Source organism: Pseudothermotoga lettingae TMO, assembly GCF_000017865.1.
GTDB lineage: Bacteria > Thermotogota > Thermotogae > Thermotogales > DSM-5069 > Pseudothermotoga_B > Pseudothermotoga_B elfii.
Genome location: NC_009828.1, coordinates 657,296 through 676,025 on the forward strand (window position 1 = coordinate 657,296; position 18,730 = coordinate 676,025).

At 39.2% G+C, this 18,730-nt stretch carries 18 protein-coding genes; all 18 read right to left on the minus strand.

Features of this window, described 5'->3' with window-relative positions:
* Positions 1 to 15: 15 nt before the first annotated feature.
* On the minus strand, positions 16 to 1,776 hold the full coding sequence (locus TLET_RS03280) for an ABC transporter substrate-binding protein (protein ID WP_012002690.1): 1,761 nt from the start codon (positions 1,774 to 1,776) through the stop codon (positions 16 to 18).
* A gap of 13 nt (positions 1,777 to 1,789) precedes the next feature.
* Positions 1,790 to 2,770, minus strand: coding sequence for an ABC transporter ATP-binding protein (locus TLET_RS03285; RefSeq protein ID WP_012002691.1), 981 nt, complete (start codon positions 2,768 to 2,770; stop codon positions 1,790 to 1,792).
* Positions 2,763 to 3,746 carry an ABC transporter ATP-binding protein gene (locus TLET_RS03290; RefSeq protein ID WP_012002692.1) on the minus strand — a complete coding sequence of 328 codons (984 nt, stop codon included), beginning with the start codon at positions 3,744 to 3,746 and terminating at the stop codon, positions 2,763 to 2,765. Before TLET_RS03290 ends, TLET_RS03285 begins: the two co-directional genes overlap by 8 nt.
* Positions 3,747 to 3,748: 2 nt before the next feature.
* A complete protein-coding gene (locus tag TLET_RS03295; protein WP_012002693.1) occupies positions 3,749 to 4,336 on the minus strand; it encodes a hypothetical protein in 588 nt (195 codons plus the stop codon).
* Positions 4,326 to 5,501, minus strand: coding sequence for an ABC transporter ATP-binding protein (locus tag TLET_RS03300; protein ID WP_012002694.1), 1,176 nt, complete (start codon positions 5,499 to 5,501; stop codon positions 4,326 to 4,328). Before TLET_RS03300 ends, TLET_RS03295 begins: the two co-directional genes overlap by 11 nt.
* Positions 5,498 to 6,505: an ABC transporter ATP-binding protein gene (locus TLET_RS03305; protein ID WP_012002695.1), complete on the minus strand. Its 1,008-nt coding sequence runs from the start codon at positions 6,503 to 6,505 to the stop codon at positions 5,498 to 5,500. Before TLET_RS03305 ends, TLET_RS03300 begins: the two co-directional genes overlap by 4 nt.
* Before the next feature lie 11 nt (positions 6,506 to 6,516).
* Positions 6,517 to 7,395 carry an ABC transporter permease gene (locus TLET_RS03310; protein ID WP_012002696.1) on the minus strand — a complete coding sequence of 293 codons (879 nt, stop codon included), beginning with the start codon at positions 7,393 to 7,395 and terminating at the stop codon, positions 6,517 to 6,519.
* Positions 7,396 to 7,407: 12 nt separating this feature from the next.
* Positions 7,408 to 8,445 carry an ABC transporter permease gene (locus TLET_RS03315; RefSeq protein ID WP_012002697.1) on the minus strand — a complete coding sequence of 346 codons (1,038 nt, stop codon included), beginning with the start codon at positions 8,443 to 8,445 and terminating at the stop codon, positions 7,408 to 7,410.
* A 15-nt stretch (positions 8,446 to 8,460) separates the two neighbouring features.
* Positions 8,461 to 10,434: a methyl-accepting chemotaxis protein gene (locus tag TLET_RS03320; RefSeq protein ID WP_012002698.1), complete on the minus strand. Its 1,974-nt coding sequence runs from the start codon at positions 10,432 to 10,434 to the stop codon at positions 8,461 to 8,463.
* A 14-nt stretch (positions 10,435 to 10,448) separates the two neighbouring features.
* A complete protein-coding gene (locus TLET_RS03325) occupies positions 10,449 to 11,045 on the minus strand; it encodes a ComF family protein (RefSeq protein WP_070104247.1) in 597 nt (198 codons plus the stop codon).
* Between the two features lie 66 nt (positions 11,046 to 11,111).
* Positions 11,112 to 11,678, minus strand: a complete 567-nt coding sequence (locus tag TLET_RS03330; protein ID WP_012002700.1) for an IMP cyclohydrolase — start codon at positions 11,676 to 11,678, stop codon at positions 11,112 to 11,114.
* Between the two features lie 95 nt (positions 11,679 to 11,773).
* Entirely contained in the window at positions 11,774 to 12,985 is a 1,212-nt protein-coding gene (locus TLET_RS03335) for a uracil-xanthine permease family protein (RefSeq protein WP_012002701.1), read from the minus strand.
* A 102-nt stretch (positions 12,986 to 13,087) separates the two neighbouring features.
* Entirely contained in the window at positions 13,088 to 13,525 is a 438-nt protein-coding gene (locus TLET_RS03340; protein WP_012002702.1) for an OsmC family protein, read from the minus strand.
* A gap of 48 nt (positions 13,526 to 13,573) precedes the next feature.
* Entirely contained in the window at positions 13,574 to 14,611 is a 1,038-nt protein-coding gene (gene ispG / locus TLET_RS03345) for a flavodoxin-dependent (E)-4-hydroxy-3-methylbut-2-enyl-diphosphate synthase (protein ID WP_012002703.1), read from the minus strand.
* Complete coding sequence (locus TLET_RS03350; RefSeq protein WP_012002704.1) at positions 14,608 to 16,095, minus strand: M50 family metallopeptidase; 1,488 nt, start codon at positions 16,093 to 16,095, stop codon at positions 14,608 to 14,610. Before TLET_RS03350 ends, ispG begins: the two co-directional genes overlap by 4 nt.
* Positions 16,086 to 17,165, minus strand: coding sequence for a 1-deoxy-D-xylulose-5-phosphate reductoisomerase (locus tag TLET_RS03355; protein WP_012002705.1), 1,080 nt, complete (start codon positions 17,163 to 17,165; stop codon positions 16,086 to 16,088). Before TLET_RS03355 ends, TLET_RS03350 begins: the two co-directional genes overlap by 10 nt.
* Entirely contained in the window at positions 17,144 to 17,776 is a 633-nt protein-coding gene (locus tag TLET_RS03360) for a thiamine diphosphokinase (RefSeq protein ID WP_012002706.1), read from the minus strand. Before TLET_RS03360 ends, TLET_RS03355 begins: the two co-directional genes overlap by 22 nt.
* Positions 17,773 to 18,729, minus strand: coding sequence for an RNA polymerase factor sigma-54 (locus tag TLET_RS03365; RefSeq protein ID WP_012002707.1), 957 nt, complete (start codon positions 18,727 to 18,729; stop codon positions 17,773 to 17,775). The genes TLET_RS03360 and TLET_RS03365 overlap by 4 nt, the downstream gene beginning before the upstream one ends.
* Position 18,730 lies beyond the last annotated feature (1 nt).

Here is an 18,730-nt window from a genome sequence, read left to right on the forward strand (position 1 = left end):
GCCCCACCAGATTTTTTATTGTTCTTTCCAGATCCATTCTTCGTTCCAGGCCCAAATACCACCAAAGGCAGTTGGCTCTGCGTTGTGAAGTTTATCTGTATATGCATACAGGTACAGCTGCTGGATTGTGTAAATAAGTGGAAGATGTTCAGAAACAAGTTCTTGGTATCTTGAGAACATTTCGTAAACTTTTTGTTGATCAAGAATTCTGACATTCTCTGTGAATATTCTGTCTATCTCTGCTTCCCATTCAGGTACTTCATAGATGTCTGGGCTCACAAAATCTTTGACCTCCGGGCTGTAGTTCCAGAAGTGCAAAGCGCCATCCAACTTCCAGACATTTGCTCCACCTTGAGGCTCATCTGAGCCGGTGAGACCAATAACGATTGCCTCCCAATCACCTGTTGAAACCAGTTTCTGAACCAGTGTATTGAAATCTATCGGAGAGAAAGTGACTTTTATTCCAAGTTTAGAGAGTTCGTCTCTGAGTATATTACATACACCCTCTCGGGTGGTGTTTCCAGCATTTGTCATGAGTATAAACTCAACCTTGTTGCCATCTTCGTCTATAAGATTACCATCTTTATCCCAGCTGAAGCCGCCCATTTGGAGCATCATACGAGCATAGTCAAGATCATACGGGTATTTTCTCAGAGCGTCATCGTTGTAGTAAGCCGCTGCAGCTGCGCTTATGGGTCCCCATTGTGCCGTACCGAGTCCAGCCATCAGTGTATCTATCATTGCATCTTTATCCATAGAGTAGGCTATTGCTTTTCTGAAAAATTCATTTCTGAACCATTTTCTTTTGACAGGATCCGGACAATTGAAGTTAAGTGTCAGGAAAGTTGTACCAAATGTTGGCCCACCTGTTCCAACTATCCAGCCCTTTTCTTTTGCCTTGTTTTTAATATCCGGATAGAATTGCGCGGTGACTCCGTAAACGTCAACTTCTCCGTTTTCAAAAGCAAGTCTGATAGCGTTCAGGTCGGGTATAATTTTGAACACAAGCCCATCCAGATAAGGAAGCTGTTGACCATTTGCATCTTTTTTGAAATAATAAGGATTTCTTTCTAATCTTACGTATTGATCTGGTACATATTCGACTGGTATATATGGTCCGAGTCCCACAAGTTCTCTCTTATTGATTGATTCTACTGTCCACATTTCTTTGAATTTTCCTTCTTTTACCCACGGCTCAGCTATATGTTTTGGAAATATCCGAATACCGGCGGCATATCTAACAGCAAGTCTGTATGGTTCTTGATAGACTATTCTAACAGTATAATCATCAACTTTTTCCGCGACAGGCAATCTTCCCTGTGAGTCTTCAAGAAGATCAGCCATGTCATTTGGTATATCGGGGTTGCAATAAATTTCATTCATGCTGAAAACAAAATCATCTGCTGTAAAAGGTGTGCCATCAGACCATCTTACTCCTTCTCTTAACCAGAGTGTGATGATCATTTTTTCATCGTCTGTAACTTCTAACTCGCACTTTTTTGCCAGAGCAGGGTGCATTCTCGCATAATTATCAAGCTGGATCAATGTCCCCATGAATCTGTTAATGACATCTGTGGAACTTGTTTCCTGTGCAACGACCGCATTCATCGTTTTTGGACCACTTCCAAGCGATGGGATGATGAGTGTACCGCCGTATTTTCCTGTCGCGTTAGCACCTAAGTACGGTGTGTTTTCGTCAAAGTACACGTATTTTTCGGCTGCAAAAACCGATACGAAGATTAACACAGCAAATACTACCACAAGAAACTTTTTCATCCTAAAACACCCCCTATTTCACCAGGTGGCATGCCACCCAGCGATTTTGAGATATTTTTTTGAATTCTGGATACTCTTTCTCACAAATTTCCAATTTATACGGACATCTTGGATTGAAGAAACATCCACTTGGTCTTGAAATAGGACTTGGCACTCCTCCTTTAAGGATAATCCTCTGCCTTGCTTTTTCCACTTTTGGATCTGGTATTGGTGTAGCAGAAAGCAAAGCTTTACTATAAGGATGAAGTGGTTCATCAAAAATCTCATCGGTATCACCCAGCTCAACTATCCTACCAAGATACATTATACCAACTGTGTCGCTTATAAATCTTACGAGTCCCAAGTTGTGTGATATGAACAAATAGGTAAAACCGAACTTTTCCTGAAATTCGAGAAATAGGTTTATTATTTGAGCTTGTACAGAAACATCAAGAGAAGAGGTTGGTTCGTCAAGTACAAGAAACTCCGGTTCTATAGAAATAGCTCTCGCAACGGCAATTCTCTGCCTTTGTCCACCGCTGAATTGATGTGGATATCTATCGAGATGAAAAGTTTTTAATCCAACCATCTCCATCAATTCCTTGGCTTTTTCATAAGCTTCCTGCTTTGTTTTAACAACACCATGAAACAACATGGGTTCTGTAACGATCTGTCCAACAGTCATTCTTGGGTTTAGTGAACCCATTGGATCTTGAAAAACTATCTGCATTCTCCTTCTGAATGGAAGAAGGTCTTTATAACGGAGTTTTGAAATGTCTTTTCCATCGAAAGTAATTTCCCCGGAAGTTGGATCTGTTAATCTCAAAATAGTCCTTGCGGCTGTCGTCTTTCCACATCCAGATTCTCCAACCAGAGCAAAAGTAGTTCCTTTCACTATTTCAAAACTTACGTCATCAACTGCTTTTATCTGAGCCACGACTTTTTTTACCAGAAACCCTTGCTTTATGGGAAAATATTTCTTTAGCCCCTGCACATTCAAAAGAATTTCAGGCACCTTCTTTGCCACCTCCAAATGGATTGAAACAGCGCACAAAGTGATCAGGTGATATCTCTACCATTTCTGGTATTGTTTCATTACATTTATCAATGTTTCTCGGACACCTTGGAAGGAAAGGACATACTTTTGGAATATCTATCATCCTTGGTGGTTGCCCGGGTATTGGCTCAAGCCGATCTATTCTTTTGTCAACACGTGGAATACTTCTTAACAACATATGTGTATAAGGGTGAGCAGGGTTGTAGAATATATCGTCCGAATTTCCTATTTCCATTTGTTTGCCTCCATACATAACAATAATTCTGTGGGCCATGGATGCAATAACTCCTAAGTCATGTGTGATAAAAATTGTAGCAGTATTAAGTGTTTGCTGCAAATTTTTCATCAAATCCAGAATCTGAGCCTGGATAGTAACATCAAGAGCAGTGGTTGGTTCATCTGCTATAAGAACAGATGGATTGCAACTCAGAGCAATAGCAATTACGACTCTTTGCCTCATTCCACCACTGAATTCGAATGGATATGATTTCATTCTTTTCTCTGGTTCTGGAATCTGAACCAGTCCGAGCATTTCAACGGCCCTCTTATAGGCTTCCTGTTTTGATACTTTCTGATGCTGCACAATTGTTTCTATTAATTGATCCCCAACTGTATAGAGTGGATTTAAAGAAGTCATAGGGTCTTGAAAGACCATACTTATTTCTTTTCCTCGAATCTTATACATTTCTTTTTCATCAAGCTTAAGAATATCCTGATTTTTGTAGATTATCTCTCCTCTAACTATCTTGCCTGGTGGTTTGATAAGCCTCATAATAGATTTTACCGTGACACTCTTTCCAGAACCTGTTTCGCCCACAATTCCTAAAACTTCTTTGGGTGACAGATCAAAACTCACATCATCGACAGCTGCGACAACGCCTTCGTCCATATAGAAATATGTCGAAAGATTTCTAACAGATAAGACTTTGTCCAACTTCATTTCCCTCCCGATTCTGTTGACAAAACCGCTTCTGAATTTTTCGTATCAAATGAAAAAGAAATATCACCATCAATTTCTTCTACAGATAATGGTATCAAAAGATAGCCGTTTTCGAAAACATTTTCACCTTTTCCAAGAATACTCTTTATAACCACGTATACAATATTGTTGAAATCAAAATAATCCTTTGGTTTTACAACAAATGTAGATTTCTTGTTAGCAAAAGTGATCTCTATCATTTGTACAAAAGGGAAAGACTTCGTCTTGATCGATACATTTTCTCTTTCAATGATAAAGGATAATACCATGTCTTCAACTTGTTTTGCAAGTTCACTGTTCCATGTAAGTCTATATATTTGGTTCGAATAAATTATTTTATCGTCAAATACGATCATATCTATTTGCCCAGAATCTTTCTCCATGTATGGAACACCAAGCTTCTCAAGAGACAATCTTACTGACTCACGAAGTCGTTCAGAACATTTGAACTGTACAGTAAGTTCTCCCGGATTTGTGATTCTATAAAAAACAAGCAATAAAGCAACTATCGTCAAAACAGCTATCCAGCTTAACTTACTTCTCATCTGATCTCACTATATGACATGCCACATAGTGATTTGGTTCGATCTCTCTGAGTTCCGGTTCCACTGCAGAGCATTTATCTACTGCCATGAAGCATCTTGTATGAAAACGACAACCTGAAGGTGGATTTATCGGACTTGGTACATCTCCCTTAAGGATTATGCGCTCCTTTTTCACATTTGGATTTGGTATAGGTATAGCGCTCATCAAAGCCCGCGTATACGGGTGGAGAGGATTATCAAATAATGTCTTTTTTGGAGCAGATTCAACAATCTTTCCAAGATACATTACTATGACTCTGTCACAAATGTACTTTATCACTGACAGATCATGTGAGATGAACAGATAGGTAAGTTTGTGCTCTTTCTGGAGGTCTTTCATCAAATTGATTACTTGCGAGCGAATTGATACATCTAAAGCCGCAACTGCTTCGTCGGCTATTATAAGTTTTGGAGACAAGGCTAATGCGCGGGCGATGCCTATTCTTTGTCTCTGCCCCCCTGAAAATTCATGCGGAAATCTATAGATATATTCGCCACTTATTCCGACATCTTCCAACGCAGATTTCACTTTCTCGATGACCTGTTTTTCGCCATGGACAAGTTTATGTGTTACAGGTCCTTCACCGACGATGGTTTTCACTCTCATGCGAGGATTTAGAGAGCTGTAAGGATCTTGAAAAACAATTTGCAAATCCCTTCTGAATTTTTTTCGTTTTTCGTCTACATTCGAAAGAAGTAATGAGATAAATTTTGAATCAGATTCTTTTGAATGATCAAAATAAAGTTCAGCATAATGTCTGTCCACGCCACTCAGTGACTCAATGACAGATTTCGATGAACCTTTCTCCTCAGCCAATCTTCGGAATCTTTGAATGTAATTTTTCCTCAAATATTTTTTTGCCCTGTGTGTTGGAAGAAAAAGATATGTAGTGTCTTCATTTTCCACAACGATTCTTCCGGAAGTCGGTTCGTAAAGTCGAAGCAGAGTCATTCCAATTGTGGTTTTTCCACATCCAGATTCTCCAACGAGCCCGAGGGTCTCTCCCTCATATACATCAAATGAAACATCGTCAACGGCTTTAACATGAGCTACAACACGTTTGAAAACCCCTGCTCTAATTGGAAAATATTTTACAAGATGCTCAATTTTTATTATTGGTTTCATCCTACCTCACCAACCTCTTTTTTCTTTGCTTCTTCAACTTTATGCCAGAAAAAACATCTCACAAGATGCCCTTTGGCAACTTCAACAAGTTCCGGTTCTTCTTTTGTACATTTTTCTTCTTTAAATTCACATCTTGGATTGAATTTGCACCCTGATGGGAATTTCAACGGGTTTGGTACAACACCAGGTATGTTGTACAGACGAGTTTGTTCTATATCAAGCCTTGGAATAGCGTGCAGCAATCCCCAGGTATATGGGTGTTTTGGATCACCAAATAATGTTTTAACTTCTGCATATTCAACAACTTTTCCGGCGTACATAACTGCTACTCTATTTGCATTTTCAGCGATTACTCCCATATCGTGGGTAATCAAAACGATTGCCATACCGTACTCTTTTTGCAGCTGTTTCATCAGATCCATTATTTGAGCCTGGATAGTGACATCAAGGGCTGTAGTTGGTTCATCTGCTATCAAAATCTTTGGCCTGCATGATAATGCCATTGCAATCATTGCCCTTTGTCTCATCCCTCCTGAGAGCTCATGGGGATATTCATCAACTCTCTTTTCCGGCTCAGGTATGCCGACTTTTCTCAATAGATCAACAGCCATTTTTTTTGCGGTTGTTTCATCTACTTTCTGGTGAAGTACTATAGCCTCAACTATCTGCTCTCCTACCGTAAAAACGGGATTTAGTGCAACCATTGGTTCTTGAAAAATCATTGCAATGTCTTTGCCTCTTATTTTTCTCATCTGTTCCTCTGGTATTTTTGTTAAATCAATCCCGTTGAAAATTATTGAGCCATCAACTATTTTCCCCTTTTCATCTAAGATTCTAAGTACAGAGAGGGATGTAACACTTTTTCCACAACCTGATTCTCCAACTATGCCGAGAGTCTCTCCTTGATAAACTTCGAAATCGACACCATCAACAGCTTTTACTACACCGTCTTCGGTATAGAAATACGTCTTCAAGTTTTTCACAGTTAGTATCGGTTCGTTCACAGTATCACTCCTCATCCTCTGAGTCTCGGGTCAAAGACGTCTCGCAAAGCATCACCAACAAGATTCCACGCAAGTACAAAAAGCACCATAGCTGTTCCGGGGTATACTATCGCGTACCAGTATTTGAAAGCTTCCCCCGAGGCACCGAGAAGCCAGTTTCTTGCAAAATTCAAAAGAGCTCCCCAGTCAGCGTATCCCACAGGTGCACCGAGGCCGAGGAAACTGAGTGCTGCCGCGGTGATCACCAGAGATCCTATTCTCATTGTAGCTTGTATTACAACGGGAAATATAGTATTCGGAAGTACATGACGAAGGATTACCAGATAATCGTTCACACCAAGAGCACGTGCTGCTAACACATATTGTTCTTCTCTTACCTGAAGTATGTTTCCTCTTATTAACCTTGCGGTTGCCATCCAACCAAAGACTGTTAAAGATATCATAACTTTGTCCAGTCCCATTCCAAGAAAAGCAGTGACAACTATAGCTGCCAGTATATACGGGATAGAGAGAAAGATATCTGTGATTCTCATCAAAATTTCATCAAGCCATCCTCCAAAATACCCCGCAATTGAACCTATTATCAGTCCAATAAGTGTTGATACAAGCGTTACAATCAGTCCTACTTTAAAAGCTGTTCTTGTACCCCATACAACTCCGTAGAATATGTCCCTACCATCTATTACCCCAAATGGGTGCCCTTCAGCAGGTGGTTGTGGAGTTTTGTCCCAGGTTACTATCGGTATCATGTACGGATCATACGATTGAGGAGGGCATATCAGCGGAGCAAATATCGCTACTATTGCAAAAAAAATAAGTAGCGAAAAACCAAGAACAGCTGATGGATTTCTCAATAACTTTTTTATGATTCTTCTGGTCTCTGTTCTCACATCAAAACCTCCTCAACTAAAGCGTATTCTTGGATCTATAGCAGCATAAAGTATATCAATTATAAGATTACCCACAACAAGTATCAGGGAATAAAAAAGGGTTGAAGCCATGATAGATGCATAATCAAGCTGGGTAGCCGCAGTTGCTGTAAAACTTCCCATACCGGTTCTGTTAAAGACCATTTCTACGATCACAGTTCCTGCGAAAAGCTGTATGACCATAGCCCCTCCAACTGTTACAACAGGTATCATCGCGTTTTTTCTTGCGTGTTTGTGTATAACCACGTTTTCTGCCAGTCCTTTTGCTCGGGCTGTTCTTATGTATTCTTTCGTAAGGACTTCGAGCATACTTGAACGTGTTATTCTTAAAAGGTAGGCCCACCAGAGCCAAGAAAGGGTCATTATCGGAGCAATTAAATGACGTAATGCATCGACAAAAACATCGAATCTTCCATTTAATAAAGCGTCAATGGTTATTAAAGACGTATACCTGTTGAATTCTGGCGATTTCACCACAGCCTCTGCCCAGAAACTCAGATTTCCTGGAGGAAACCATCCAAGAACACTGTAAAAAACCATCAGAACAACCAAGCCGAACACGAAATCTGGAAAACTCCAGCCAATAACTGCAAAAATTCGAACAAAATGATCCACGAATTTGTCCCTATTCACAGCGGCTATTATTCCAAGCCACACACCAACAAACACAACAGGTATAATCGAATATAGCGCAAGTTCGACAGTCCATGGCAACCTGTTCAATATAGCATCTTTTACAGGTTCTTTGCCAACAACCGACCATCCGAGATCACCAGAGAGGGTATTTTTAAGCCATTTTAGATATCTCATAACGACCGGATCAGTAAGACCGTATTTTTCTTTTATTTTCTCTAACTGGTTGGGCGTTAATTTGTCAAGCAGTCCGGGATTTACGTATGCTGCCAGAAGTCTGTCAGAACCAAGACTTTGAACCATCCCGAATACTATCAGCGATATTCCAAATAATATCAACGGCAAAAGCAAAAGTCTTCTTATGATGTAAGCTGTCAAAATCTCTCACCTCCATCAAACTTTGAAGCGATCAGAAAGATTTCTCAATTCTTCAACTGTTTGAACCATTTCATCAATTTTTTCTGTTAGACCTTGCGTCTGTTCTGCCTGGCTTGAAATTGCATCGGCCATTTTATCCATAATTTTTACAACTTCTTCTGTATTCTTTGAAATTCGATCAATCGCGCTGCTTATTTCTTCCACAGCGCCGCTTTGCTCCTGGCTGGTCGCTGCTAAATCGTTTGTCATTGAAACGAAACTTTCGACACTTTTAACCATGCTTTCCATTTGATCGACGCTTTCTTTCAACGTAATCATTGAATTTTGTAGCTGATTCACAACTTCCTGACCGCCCTTAGCTACAAGTTCTGTTTGAGATTTTATTTTCTTCAGGGTATCAGCTACTTCCTGTGTAGCTTTTCTGCTTTCTTCAGCAAGTTTTCTTATTTCGTCAGCAACTACCGCAAATCCCTTGCCTGCTTCCCCTGCTCTGGCTGCCTCTATTGCCGCATTGAGCGCTAAGAGATTGGTTTGTTCAGCTATATTGTAAATGACATCTGTAATTTCTCCTATTCGATTTGATAGATCGACAAGTTCTTGAACAACTCTCATAGACATCTGGCCTTCTGCAGCTGCTTTTTCCATGGCTTTTGCAAGTTGTTTCATAGATTCCTCCGTTTTGATTGTGGTTGATCGAACTCTTTCGGAATTTTCAGCAAGTGTTGAAGCATGCTTAGCGGTGTTCTCGGCGCCGGATGCTACTTCTTCCATGCCAGAGTTGACTTCTTCAATCGAAGAGGATATATCTTCGACATTTTCGTTAACTGTTATTGCGGACGATTTTGCTTCTTCAGATAATCTGATAGTATTCTCAATGCTGAGTTTTAAGTCTTTGGAAAATTGTTCCATCTGAAAACCGAGATTTTTGATTTTCACAATGCTTTCTTTCAGGCTATCACTTACAGCCGTGAAAGCTCTGGAAAGCTCGCCTATTTCATCTTTGCTTTCAAAGGTCTGTGATGCGCTCAGATCTCCCTGGGCAACGCGTTGAGCGTTCGATGTCAGCAACGTAAGAGGTTTTGTGATTCTGCGTCCAAAAATAATTCCAACAACCACACTTATTCCTATAACTAATGCTGCTACAGTCAGGGTTATCCAGAGCGTTTCAGTGAAAACTGAGCTTATTTCCTTGTGTGGCAGAGTCAGAAATAAACCCCATCCAGCAGATTTTATTGGTGAAAAAGCTGCTACCCTTCTATCTCCATTAAAAACATATTCTGTACTTGTAGAATCGCCTGTCATAGCAATTTTTTCGATAATAGACAAAGAATCGCTTATCTGGCTCAAGGTTTTTCCAATGTACTCCTTTGCAGGGTGAGCAATCACCATTCCCGCATTGTTGACGAGATAACTATATCCTGTTTCTCCATAGGTACATGATTCTATCATCGACCAGAATTGTTCTTGAGGTATTATCGACACTAATACGCCAGCAGTGCTCCCATCGTAAGATATCACCCTTGAGGCCAGGGCAACTGATCTAACACCTTTCCAATCAAAATTATCCTGCACAAAGAAATCTTTGTTTTCTGAAACTACTGCTTGAAAAAATCTGTAACTTGATACATCAGTCTCTTCTTCATCCTTATATGTGAACGCTTTGCCAGATGTGTTAGCAAGTATGTAATCCGAAAATCCGAGTTTATTAAATGTATCCGCGTGTGATTTAAGGGCCATGCTCACCATGGATTTTTCAAAGAGCATCAAATAGCTTTCAAAAGTTGAAGCTGCATTTGCAAGTTCAGACTCTCTTTGCATAAACCAGTGATCCAAAACCAAAGCTTCCCTATCTACCTTTTGCTCAATTGCACTGAGCGCAAAACTCATCAATCGATCTTTTGTGGTGAAAATGTTTAATACGGTAACCACTGTTACAGAAATCACCACGAAAACCACGGTAATAAGAATAATTTTTGTACGAACTGACACAAATTGCACCTCCTCTACGCCCTTGCGACACAATACACATAGACTTTCTGAACACCAGATTTTCTGAGTAAATTGACGCACTCTTTGACTGTTGAACCAGTGGTGTATACATCATCAATTAGTATAAACCTTCCGTACATTTTTCTGATGTATGTGAAAGATTCCTTAGCCAGAGCAAGTCTTTCAGAAACGGACATACCTTTTTTAGTTGATTTTGCATAGGAATCAAGAATTTTTACGACTTTGATATTTAATGATTTTCCAATTGATTTAGCAATCAACCCCATTGTATCAAAACCACGACTTTCAAGAGAAGAGAAACTCGAGGGAACCCATGTAACAAAATCGGCATCATGCTGGTAGCGTGTAATAGTTTTAAGTAACAGTTGTGAGATTAGTTTGTACAATCTCCAGTGGTGTCCGTTTTTGTAAACGAGGATCAATTTTTTGAGCATGGATTCATATCTACCATAGAAATATACATCGAAAAATTCATTTTTTTCTCGTAACGGCACAGGACCTCGGAAAAGCTCTGAGAGGCAAGATTGGCACAGTAGTTCTGTGATCTTGATATTTTTTCCGCATAACAAACATTTATTTGGAAAGACCATTTCTAAGAAATTCAAGGTTAGTACAACCTCGATTTTTTAGTTTTTGTGAACACATCAAGAATTTTATCATAAATCTACAGCGAAAAGCTCTCTAAGAATCTCAAAAAGTTTTGCATCATACTTTGAACACACAAGAAATGCTTTTGCACATAATTTTCTCCTGTGTTGTAAAACAACATCTCCACATGTATCTATTGATTTGAGAATTTCGTCATAATCTTCTGGGTCGCATACAGGAACAACATCTCTGTAATTTTTGGCAGCGGCTCTTAAAAGGGCCACACCACCTATATCAATGCTATCAAACAGGGTTTTTTCATCAGATGACTTTTCGATTGGTCTGAAATTAATCACAACCATATCTATCGGCTCGGCACCCAGTTTATAGAGTTGTTCTAAATGCTCTTTGTTTGATAGTTGAGCAAGAACTCCGGCAAAAATTTTCGGATGGATGGTCTTCACTCTACCATTTAAAAGCTCTGAAAACCCTGTAATTTGGTCAATATTAGCCACATTAATTCCCTGTTCTTTCAAATATTTCCATGTTCCAAATGTCGCGGTGATTCTTATTCCCATGTCAGTGAGTTTTTTTGCAAATTTAGCAATATCTGTTTTGTCCCAGACGCTTATCAAAGCTCTTTTTATATTCGTAAAATCACATCCTTTCGATATTAAATTTTATCAAAAAAAGGCGGCTTGAAAGCCGCCTTTTCAAATAATATTTTTGTTTAATTCTGTTTATCAGGCATTATCAAATTTGCAATTATTCCAATAATAGCAGCAAGGCTAATACCTTTCAGTTCAATCAATCCGATCTTTAAAGATGCTCCTCCTATTCCTATCGTAAGTATCAGTGATGCTACTAAAAGGTTTTTTGGTTTTGAAAAATCGACTCTGGCATTTACAAGTGTTCTGATACCAACTGAGGCTATCATGCCAAAAAGAACAAGACTTATACCACCTATTACAGCAGTTGGAATAGATCTGAGAATGGCACCGAATTTAGATACAAATGCTATTATAATTGCGAATATTGCTGCTCCTCTTAATACTCTTGGGTCATAAACTCGAGTCAGTGCAAGAACCCCTGTGTTTTCGCTGTAAGTTGTGTTAGCCGGACCACCAAATATCGCTGCAATAGCAGTAGCGAGCCCATCTCCAATTAATGTTCTGTGAAGCCCAGGATATTCAAAGAAATTTCTTCCAACAACCGCTCCGTTCGTTGTAATGTCGCCTATGTGTTCCATAAAGGTTGCGATAGACACAGGAGCAATTATTGAAATAGCCGTCCAGTTAAAGCGTGGAAAAATAAATTTTGGAATACTGAACCAGGATACTCTGACTATAGAGGCTGTATCTACCTCTCCTGTTATGAGTGAGATTCCATACCCAACTGCCACACCTGTTAGAACAGGAATCAGGTTCCAGAATCCCTTTAGAAAAACAGAGACAATTATTACTGTGAATAAGACGACAATTGCTATCAACCAATTTGAACTTGCCATTTCTATTGCGGTTGGGCTTAATGAAAGACCTATTACCACTATCATAGGACCTGTGACTATCGGTGGAAAAAGTTTTTTCACTTTGTCAACCCCGATTAGCCAGACAATCAGCGCAAATAAAAGATAGGCAAGCCCTGCAACAAAAATTCCTCCAGTTGCGAAAGACAGGTCATTGAATTTTTCCTTCACCATGAGAATGGGAGCTATGAAAGCAAAACTGGAACCGAGAAATACTGGAACTACCCCTTTAGTTATCAGGTGAAAAACGATGGTCCCGGTGCCTGCAGTAAATAATGCAACAAGAGGATCAAGACCTGTAAGCAGCGGTACAAGAACTGTCGCACCAAACATTGCCAGAAAATGTTGAAAGGAAAGCACAAGAAACTTTAGACCACCAACTTTCTGCTCGGTGAGCGTGATCTGATCCACAAACATCCTCCTTTCTGCCCTCACAGGAGCAAATTAAAGGAACCCTTAGACAGTTTATCACTGAACGTATGTTGTGTCAATTACAAAAAAACCCCCGTGAGGGGGTTATCAGAACTTTTCGAAGGTTATCTTTAATGGGGTTGGATTTGAGAGATTATCAGATACAGGGCATCTCTCTTCCACAGTTTTCAACCATTTTTCCAGTATTTCAGGGGAAGCATCTGTTTTTACTTTCATTTTGACATTTATTTGTTTATAGCCTGCCCTCTCTTCAGATGATTTTCCTTGAAATTTGGCAGGATTCAACGTGCCCTCAATCTCTATTAATAGATCCTGCAGTTTAACATCCATTTCCTTAGCGACAAGGTTTCCGACGACGTTTAAACAACCTGCCAGTGCTGCAAGAACATACTCGACAGGATTTGCTCCTCTGTCATCTCCACCAAGTTGTGGCGGCTCATCAACATACATTGTGAAATTTCTCGCTTTCACAGCTACCCTTGTGGCACTCTCAGATTTTGCAGAAATTGAAAACTTTATATCCATACATTTCACCTCCAGTATTTAGAATATCATTACGTTATTCCGATTATATTACCCTAATTTATCGGTTCTGTTCACTATCAGCTCTGTCAGGACTTCTACAATCTTTTCTTTCGGTATTGTTTTTACAATCTTGCCTTTCATGAATAAAACTGCTCCATTCTTTGTCCCTGCCACACCAATGTCCGCGTGGCCTCCTTCACCGATTCCATTGACCACACATCCCATAACCGCGACAGTAAGGTTATTTTTTTCAACAAGTGCTTCGATTGTTTTTGCTATCTGCTCCACATTTATCTCACATCTTGAACATGTTGGGCAGGCGATAACTTGGCCTTCTTTTCTCAAATGGAGCGACATAAGAATTTTTCTGGCTATTATGACTTCTTCGACAGGGTCACCAGATATAGAAACTCTGATTGTATCTCCTATGCCTTTTAAAAGTAGATAACCTATAGCGATTGAAGATTTCACAGTAGAAGTTATGTGAGTACCTGCTTCAGTCACACCAAGGTGTATCGGATAATCTACTTTTTGTGATATGTATTCATTTGCTTTGATTGTTTCAATAACATCACTGCTTTTCGCAGAAATAACGATGTTATAGAATCCTTCTTTCTCCAAAATTGAAACTTCTTTCAAAGCAGATTCAGCCAGAGCAGTTGCTCGATCATGCTTTTGCTCGTAATCTTTTCTTAGAGACCCACTGTTAGAACCAACGCGAATCGCTACTCCATAATCTTTGGCCACTTTTGCAAGTTCTCTGATTTTCCACTCTGGACCGATATTCCCGGGATTAATCCTGATTTTATCAGCACCACTTTTGATGGCTTCTATAGCAAGCTTATGATCGAAGTGAATATCGGCTATGATTGGAATTCTCACTTTTTGTTTTATCAATTTTATTGATTGAGCACTCTCCAGGTCTGGTACTGAAACTCTAACCATTTCACAGCCGGCAGACATTAAATCATTGATCTGTCTGATTGTTTTCTCTACTTCCTGTGTTTTTGTATTTGTCATAGATTGAATCACTACTGGATTATTACCGCCCAGAAAAATATTTGCTATTTTTAGTGTTTTGCTCATCTGCCAATCAACCTTCCAATGTCCGAGAAGGTTATAGAAAGCATCAAAATTATAAGTATGACGAAACCCACAAAATGTATGATGCCTTCAATTTTTGGGTCTACTCTCCTGCGAGACACAATTTCAATGAGCGAAAATACAATTCTTCCGCCATCAAGAGCAGGCAATGGTAAAAGATTTACGATACCGATGTTCATTGTTATAAAGGCGATCAATGTTAGAACCTGTTCTAATCCAACTTTTACTGCCTCTCCTACAAGGCTTACCAAACCCACCGGGCCAACCACGCCATTCTGTTCCTGCCCGCGAAAAACACCGATAAGAGTTTTATACATCAAAAATAAAAGGTTATTGCACCTGTCTACTGCAAGTGAAACCGCTTCAAAGAAATTGCTGGGTTTTATATTTGAAGCATATGGCTTGAAAACCCCGGCACTCTCCATAATTTGCTTAATCAAATCTCTCGACACATTGAGAAAAATTTGCTTTCCATCTCTCAGAATTTCTACATTCAATTGCTCAGGAAACCCTTCGTGTACCCAGGCTATTTTTTTCCCTTCGATCTCTAAATAAATGCCACCATCTCCGGTAATTATCGTCTGATAAATTCTGGAGAGATCCACGCTACTCTGAATCTTGATGTCCTCTATGGAAACAAGCTGGTCGCCTTCCTGAAAAGGTCCTATGGCCTTCTGAAAGATATTTGAGACACTTGCAAAATAAAAACCCAGAGCATACCTCTGAGCGTCGTATTGATATTGTTTTAACAGTCCCTTCAATTGAGTTGTGTCGAAATCTATCACGATATACTGATTTAAAAGAGCGGCAAAATTACTCATTTCAAATGGCTTTCCTGATATAGCTTTAATGATTTCTCCAGGTTTACCAGTTGTATCACTTAAAATAAGAAAATGGGACTCATCAAATAGTTTCGGTTTTGCGGATAGTGTGATTTTTTTACCATTTCTCAGCACTTGTATTTGTAATTGTTTTCCCTGTCTGATAATTTGGCTGACTGTATAGGTATCATAGACTCTTTTTCCATTCACTGAAAGTATGATGTCGTCAGCCATTAATCCGGCTTCATAGGCAGGGGAATTTGCTTCCACAAGAGCAACAGTTACAGAAGGTATGCCCCAGAATCCAACAATAATTACGAAAAGAGCGTATCCAGCGAGAATTGAAAAAAGAGGCCCTGAAAAAAAGATTAAAAGTCTCTGCCAGGCTGATTTGCTGTAAAGCCCAACAATTCCTTCCTGGGTTTCTTCCATTGGATCTTCTCCGGCCAACCTCACATATCCACCTATCGGAAAAAGATTAATTCTGAAGGCGGTTTTCTTGCCTTTTTTTTCATACAATTTTGGTCCAAAACCAATTGCAAATTCAAGTACATCAACACCAAATATTTTTGCAAAAATAAAATGTCCCAGTTCATGTACAGTTATGATCCCAACAAGAATAAGGAGAAAATATATCACAAACATCTGATCACCTCTAAAGCTTTTTTTCTGCTTTCTTTATCTATTTGAATAAGATCTTTTAAATCCCTTACCTGTCCATTAGTCGATTCTACAACCTTTTCAATAACCTTCGGTATATCCGTGAATTTTATCTTTTCTTCAAGAAAGTTCTGAACAGCAATTTCATCACTTGCGTTGTATGCAGTTCTTTTTGCATAATTTTCGGAGATTTCATACAATAATTTAAAAGCTGGATATCTTGTTTCGTCAACATTTTCAAACGACAGGTTTGTATTCACAAGATCAGGCCATGAAGGTTTTTTATACTTTCTCTCCGGATATGTAAGTGCGTAAGCTATGGGAACTTTCATATCGGCAAAGCCGAGATGTAACTTGATGGTACTGTCGCAAAGAAGTATGCCTGCATGTACTATGCCTTCTTTATGTATAAGTACGCGTATTTTCGATATTGGTATGTTGAAATACTCGGAAGCCTCAAAAACTTCAAACGCCTTGTTGACCATCGTGGCGGAGTCAACAGTTATTCTTTCCCCCATTTTCCATACAGGATGCTTCAACACATCTTTGGGTTTTGCGTTGTGAAGGTTGTGCAGTTCCCAATCTCTCAAAGCTCCTCCAGAAGAGGTTATGATAACTTCTTCAAATGGTTCTTCATATATCTGCATCAATGCTGTGTGTTCGCTATCGACAGGAATTAGATTGGTTTCACAATTTTTCAGTTTTTCTTTTATAAGCCAGCCGCCACAAACAAGAGCTTCTTTACTTGCAAGGAGCACTCTTTTCGATACTTCTATGGCTTTTAAGGCCAGAATAAGACTCGAAAAACCTGGTATAGCTACAAGGGTAATATCCGGTCTCAGCTTTTCGAGCATTTCGATAGCTAAATCATATCCCCGGGAGGTTGATATTAAGTTGCTCAGATTGTGTTTCTGTGATATGGCATCAGCCAGATCCTTATTTTTGTGATATGTTCCACCCAGAATGTGAAAATTACCTAATGATTGGATTACTTCAACAGTCTGTATACCTATTGAACCAGTTATTCCCAGTATCACGATGGTTCTATTATCCATCTGAAATAAACCACCTTTCCTTCTTTGACAGAAATTTTTACTCTGTTTTTTTTCGCAATGTTGCTGATGCCGAACGGCTTTTCGCAAGGCATATCAACGCAATTGATTTCATATTTGAAGCCGCTCAAAGTCACGCATTTGGCGTTGCCACACACCGGCAGGATAGACCATTTCTCGCCAGCTTTTGATTCGAGCACAAGCTCATCACATACCACGCCCATTTCCAATTCGTGATCTTTTGCAATTATCTTAACATTGTTCTGCTTGCTCATAATAGATATCAGAGCCAGCATCATGTCAAGTCTTTCTCCACGCCATCCATGTATAATAATCTCATTTGCCCCGAATTCTAAAGCTTTTTTTATAGCTAATTCAGCGTCTATTTCATCTTTATCTTCCGGATAAAGAAATATGCTCACCCCTTTTTTTGACAAACCATCAAGTACTTCTTTTTGAACAGAATCTCCATCTCCAACGAAAATATCCGGAACTATTCCAAGGCGAAAAAGATAATTTGCTCCTCCATCGACAGCAATGATCAGGGCATTTTTTTCTATTTTTGGATGATCTTTCCAAAGATATCTACCATTGAGAAATACAAACGCCTTCAAAATTTACCATTCCTTTCTAAAATTTCTGCAGCCCTTCTTCTATAATTGTTCACAGTTCTTCGACTTACTTCGATACCTTGAGAGTTCAGGATAATAGTTATTTCTCTGTCAGTTATTGACTTGCCTTTTTCAAGAATGATCTTTGCAATCTCGGCTGTGAGATAATCACCGGCTACATGCCTGCCGAAAAAAGTTTTAAGTTCAAAGATTCTGAAGGGTGTTTTGACATATTTTCCGGAGATTGCTTTTGAAACCGTCGAAATACTTATATTCATGGTATTGGCGATATCAGTCATCTTAGTTTTTTTCGGATAGGTGGATTTTCCAAGTATGAATAGCGCATTTTCTTTAAGCAACGTCTTTCCAAGAAACAGTAGCAACTCTTTCCTGTGATTTAAAGCTTCATTCAGAAAAGAGATAATCTTAAGCTGGGTTTTAGTAGCATTACGAGGTATTTTCATCTCAAAACTTCTTACAGATACACTTAAATCTTCAGTAATTATTATATCTGGTTCCACATATATCGAGGCATCTCCATATCCTGCAACTTTTCCATCCAGAATTCCCTCAGGACCAGATTCTCTTATAGCATCAATTGCTCTTTTCACGATCTGTTCAGAAACGCCAAATTTCTCACATATCTCCTGTACTGAAACAAGCATTTTACCTTTATTGTCAAGGTTGTAAGCAATATACTCTGCGACTTTTTCTGTTTCATCGTCAAGATTTGCAAAGATGATATTTTCCATGATCTCTTCTGGGAGTGACTTTTCATAATCAACAACTGTTTCAACAAATGACTCGTTTTTTTCTGGAATTTGTACATCGAGACTTACACCCGAGAAACTGTTTTGCAAATACTCAACAAGCGCTGAAAATGGTAGCTCTATTATTTTGAAGAAAGCGTTTTTGTTATAAAATGCAGTTGTTTCTATTCGCAGCCTGTTTTCCATA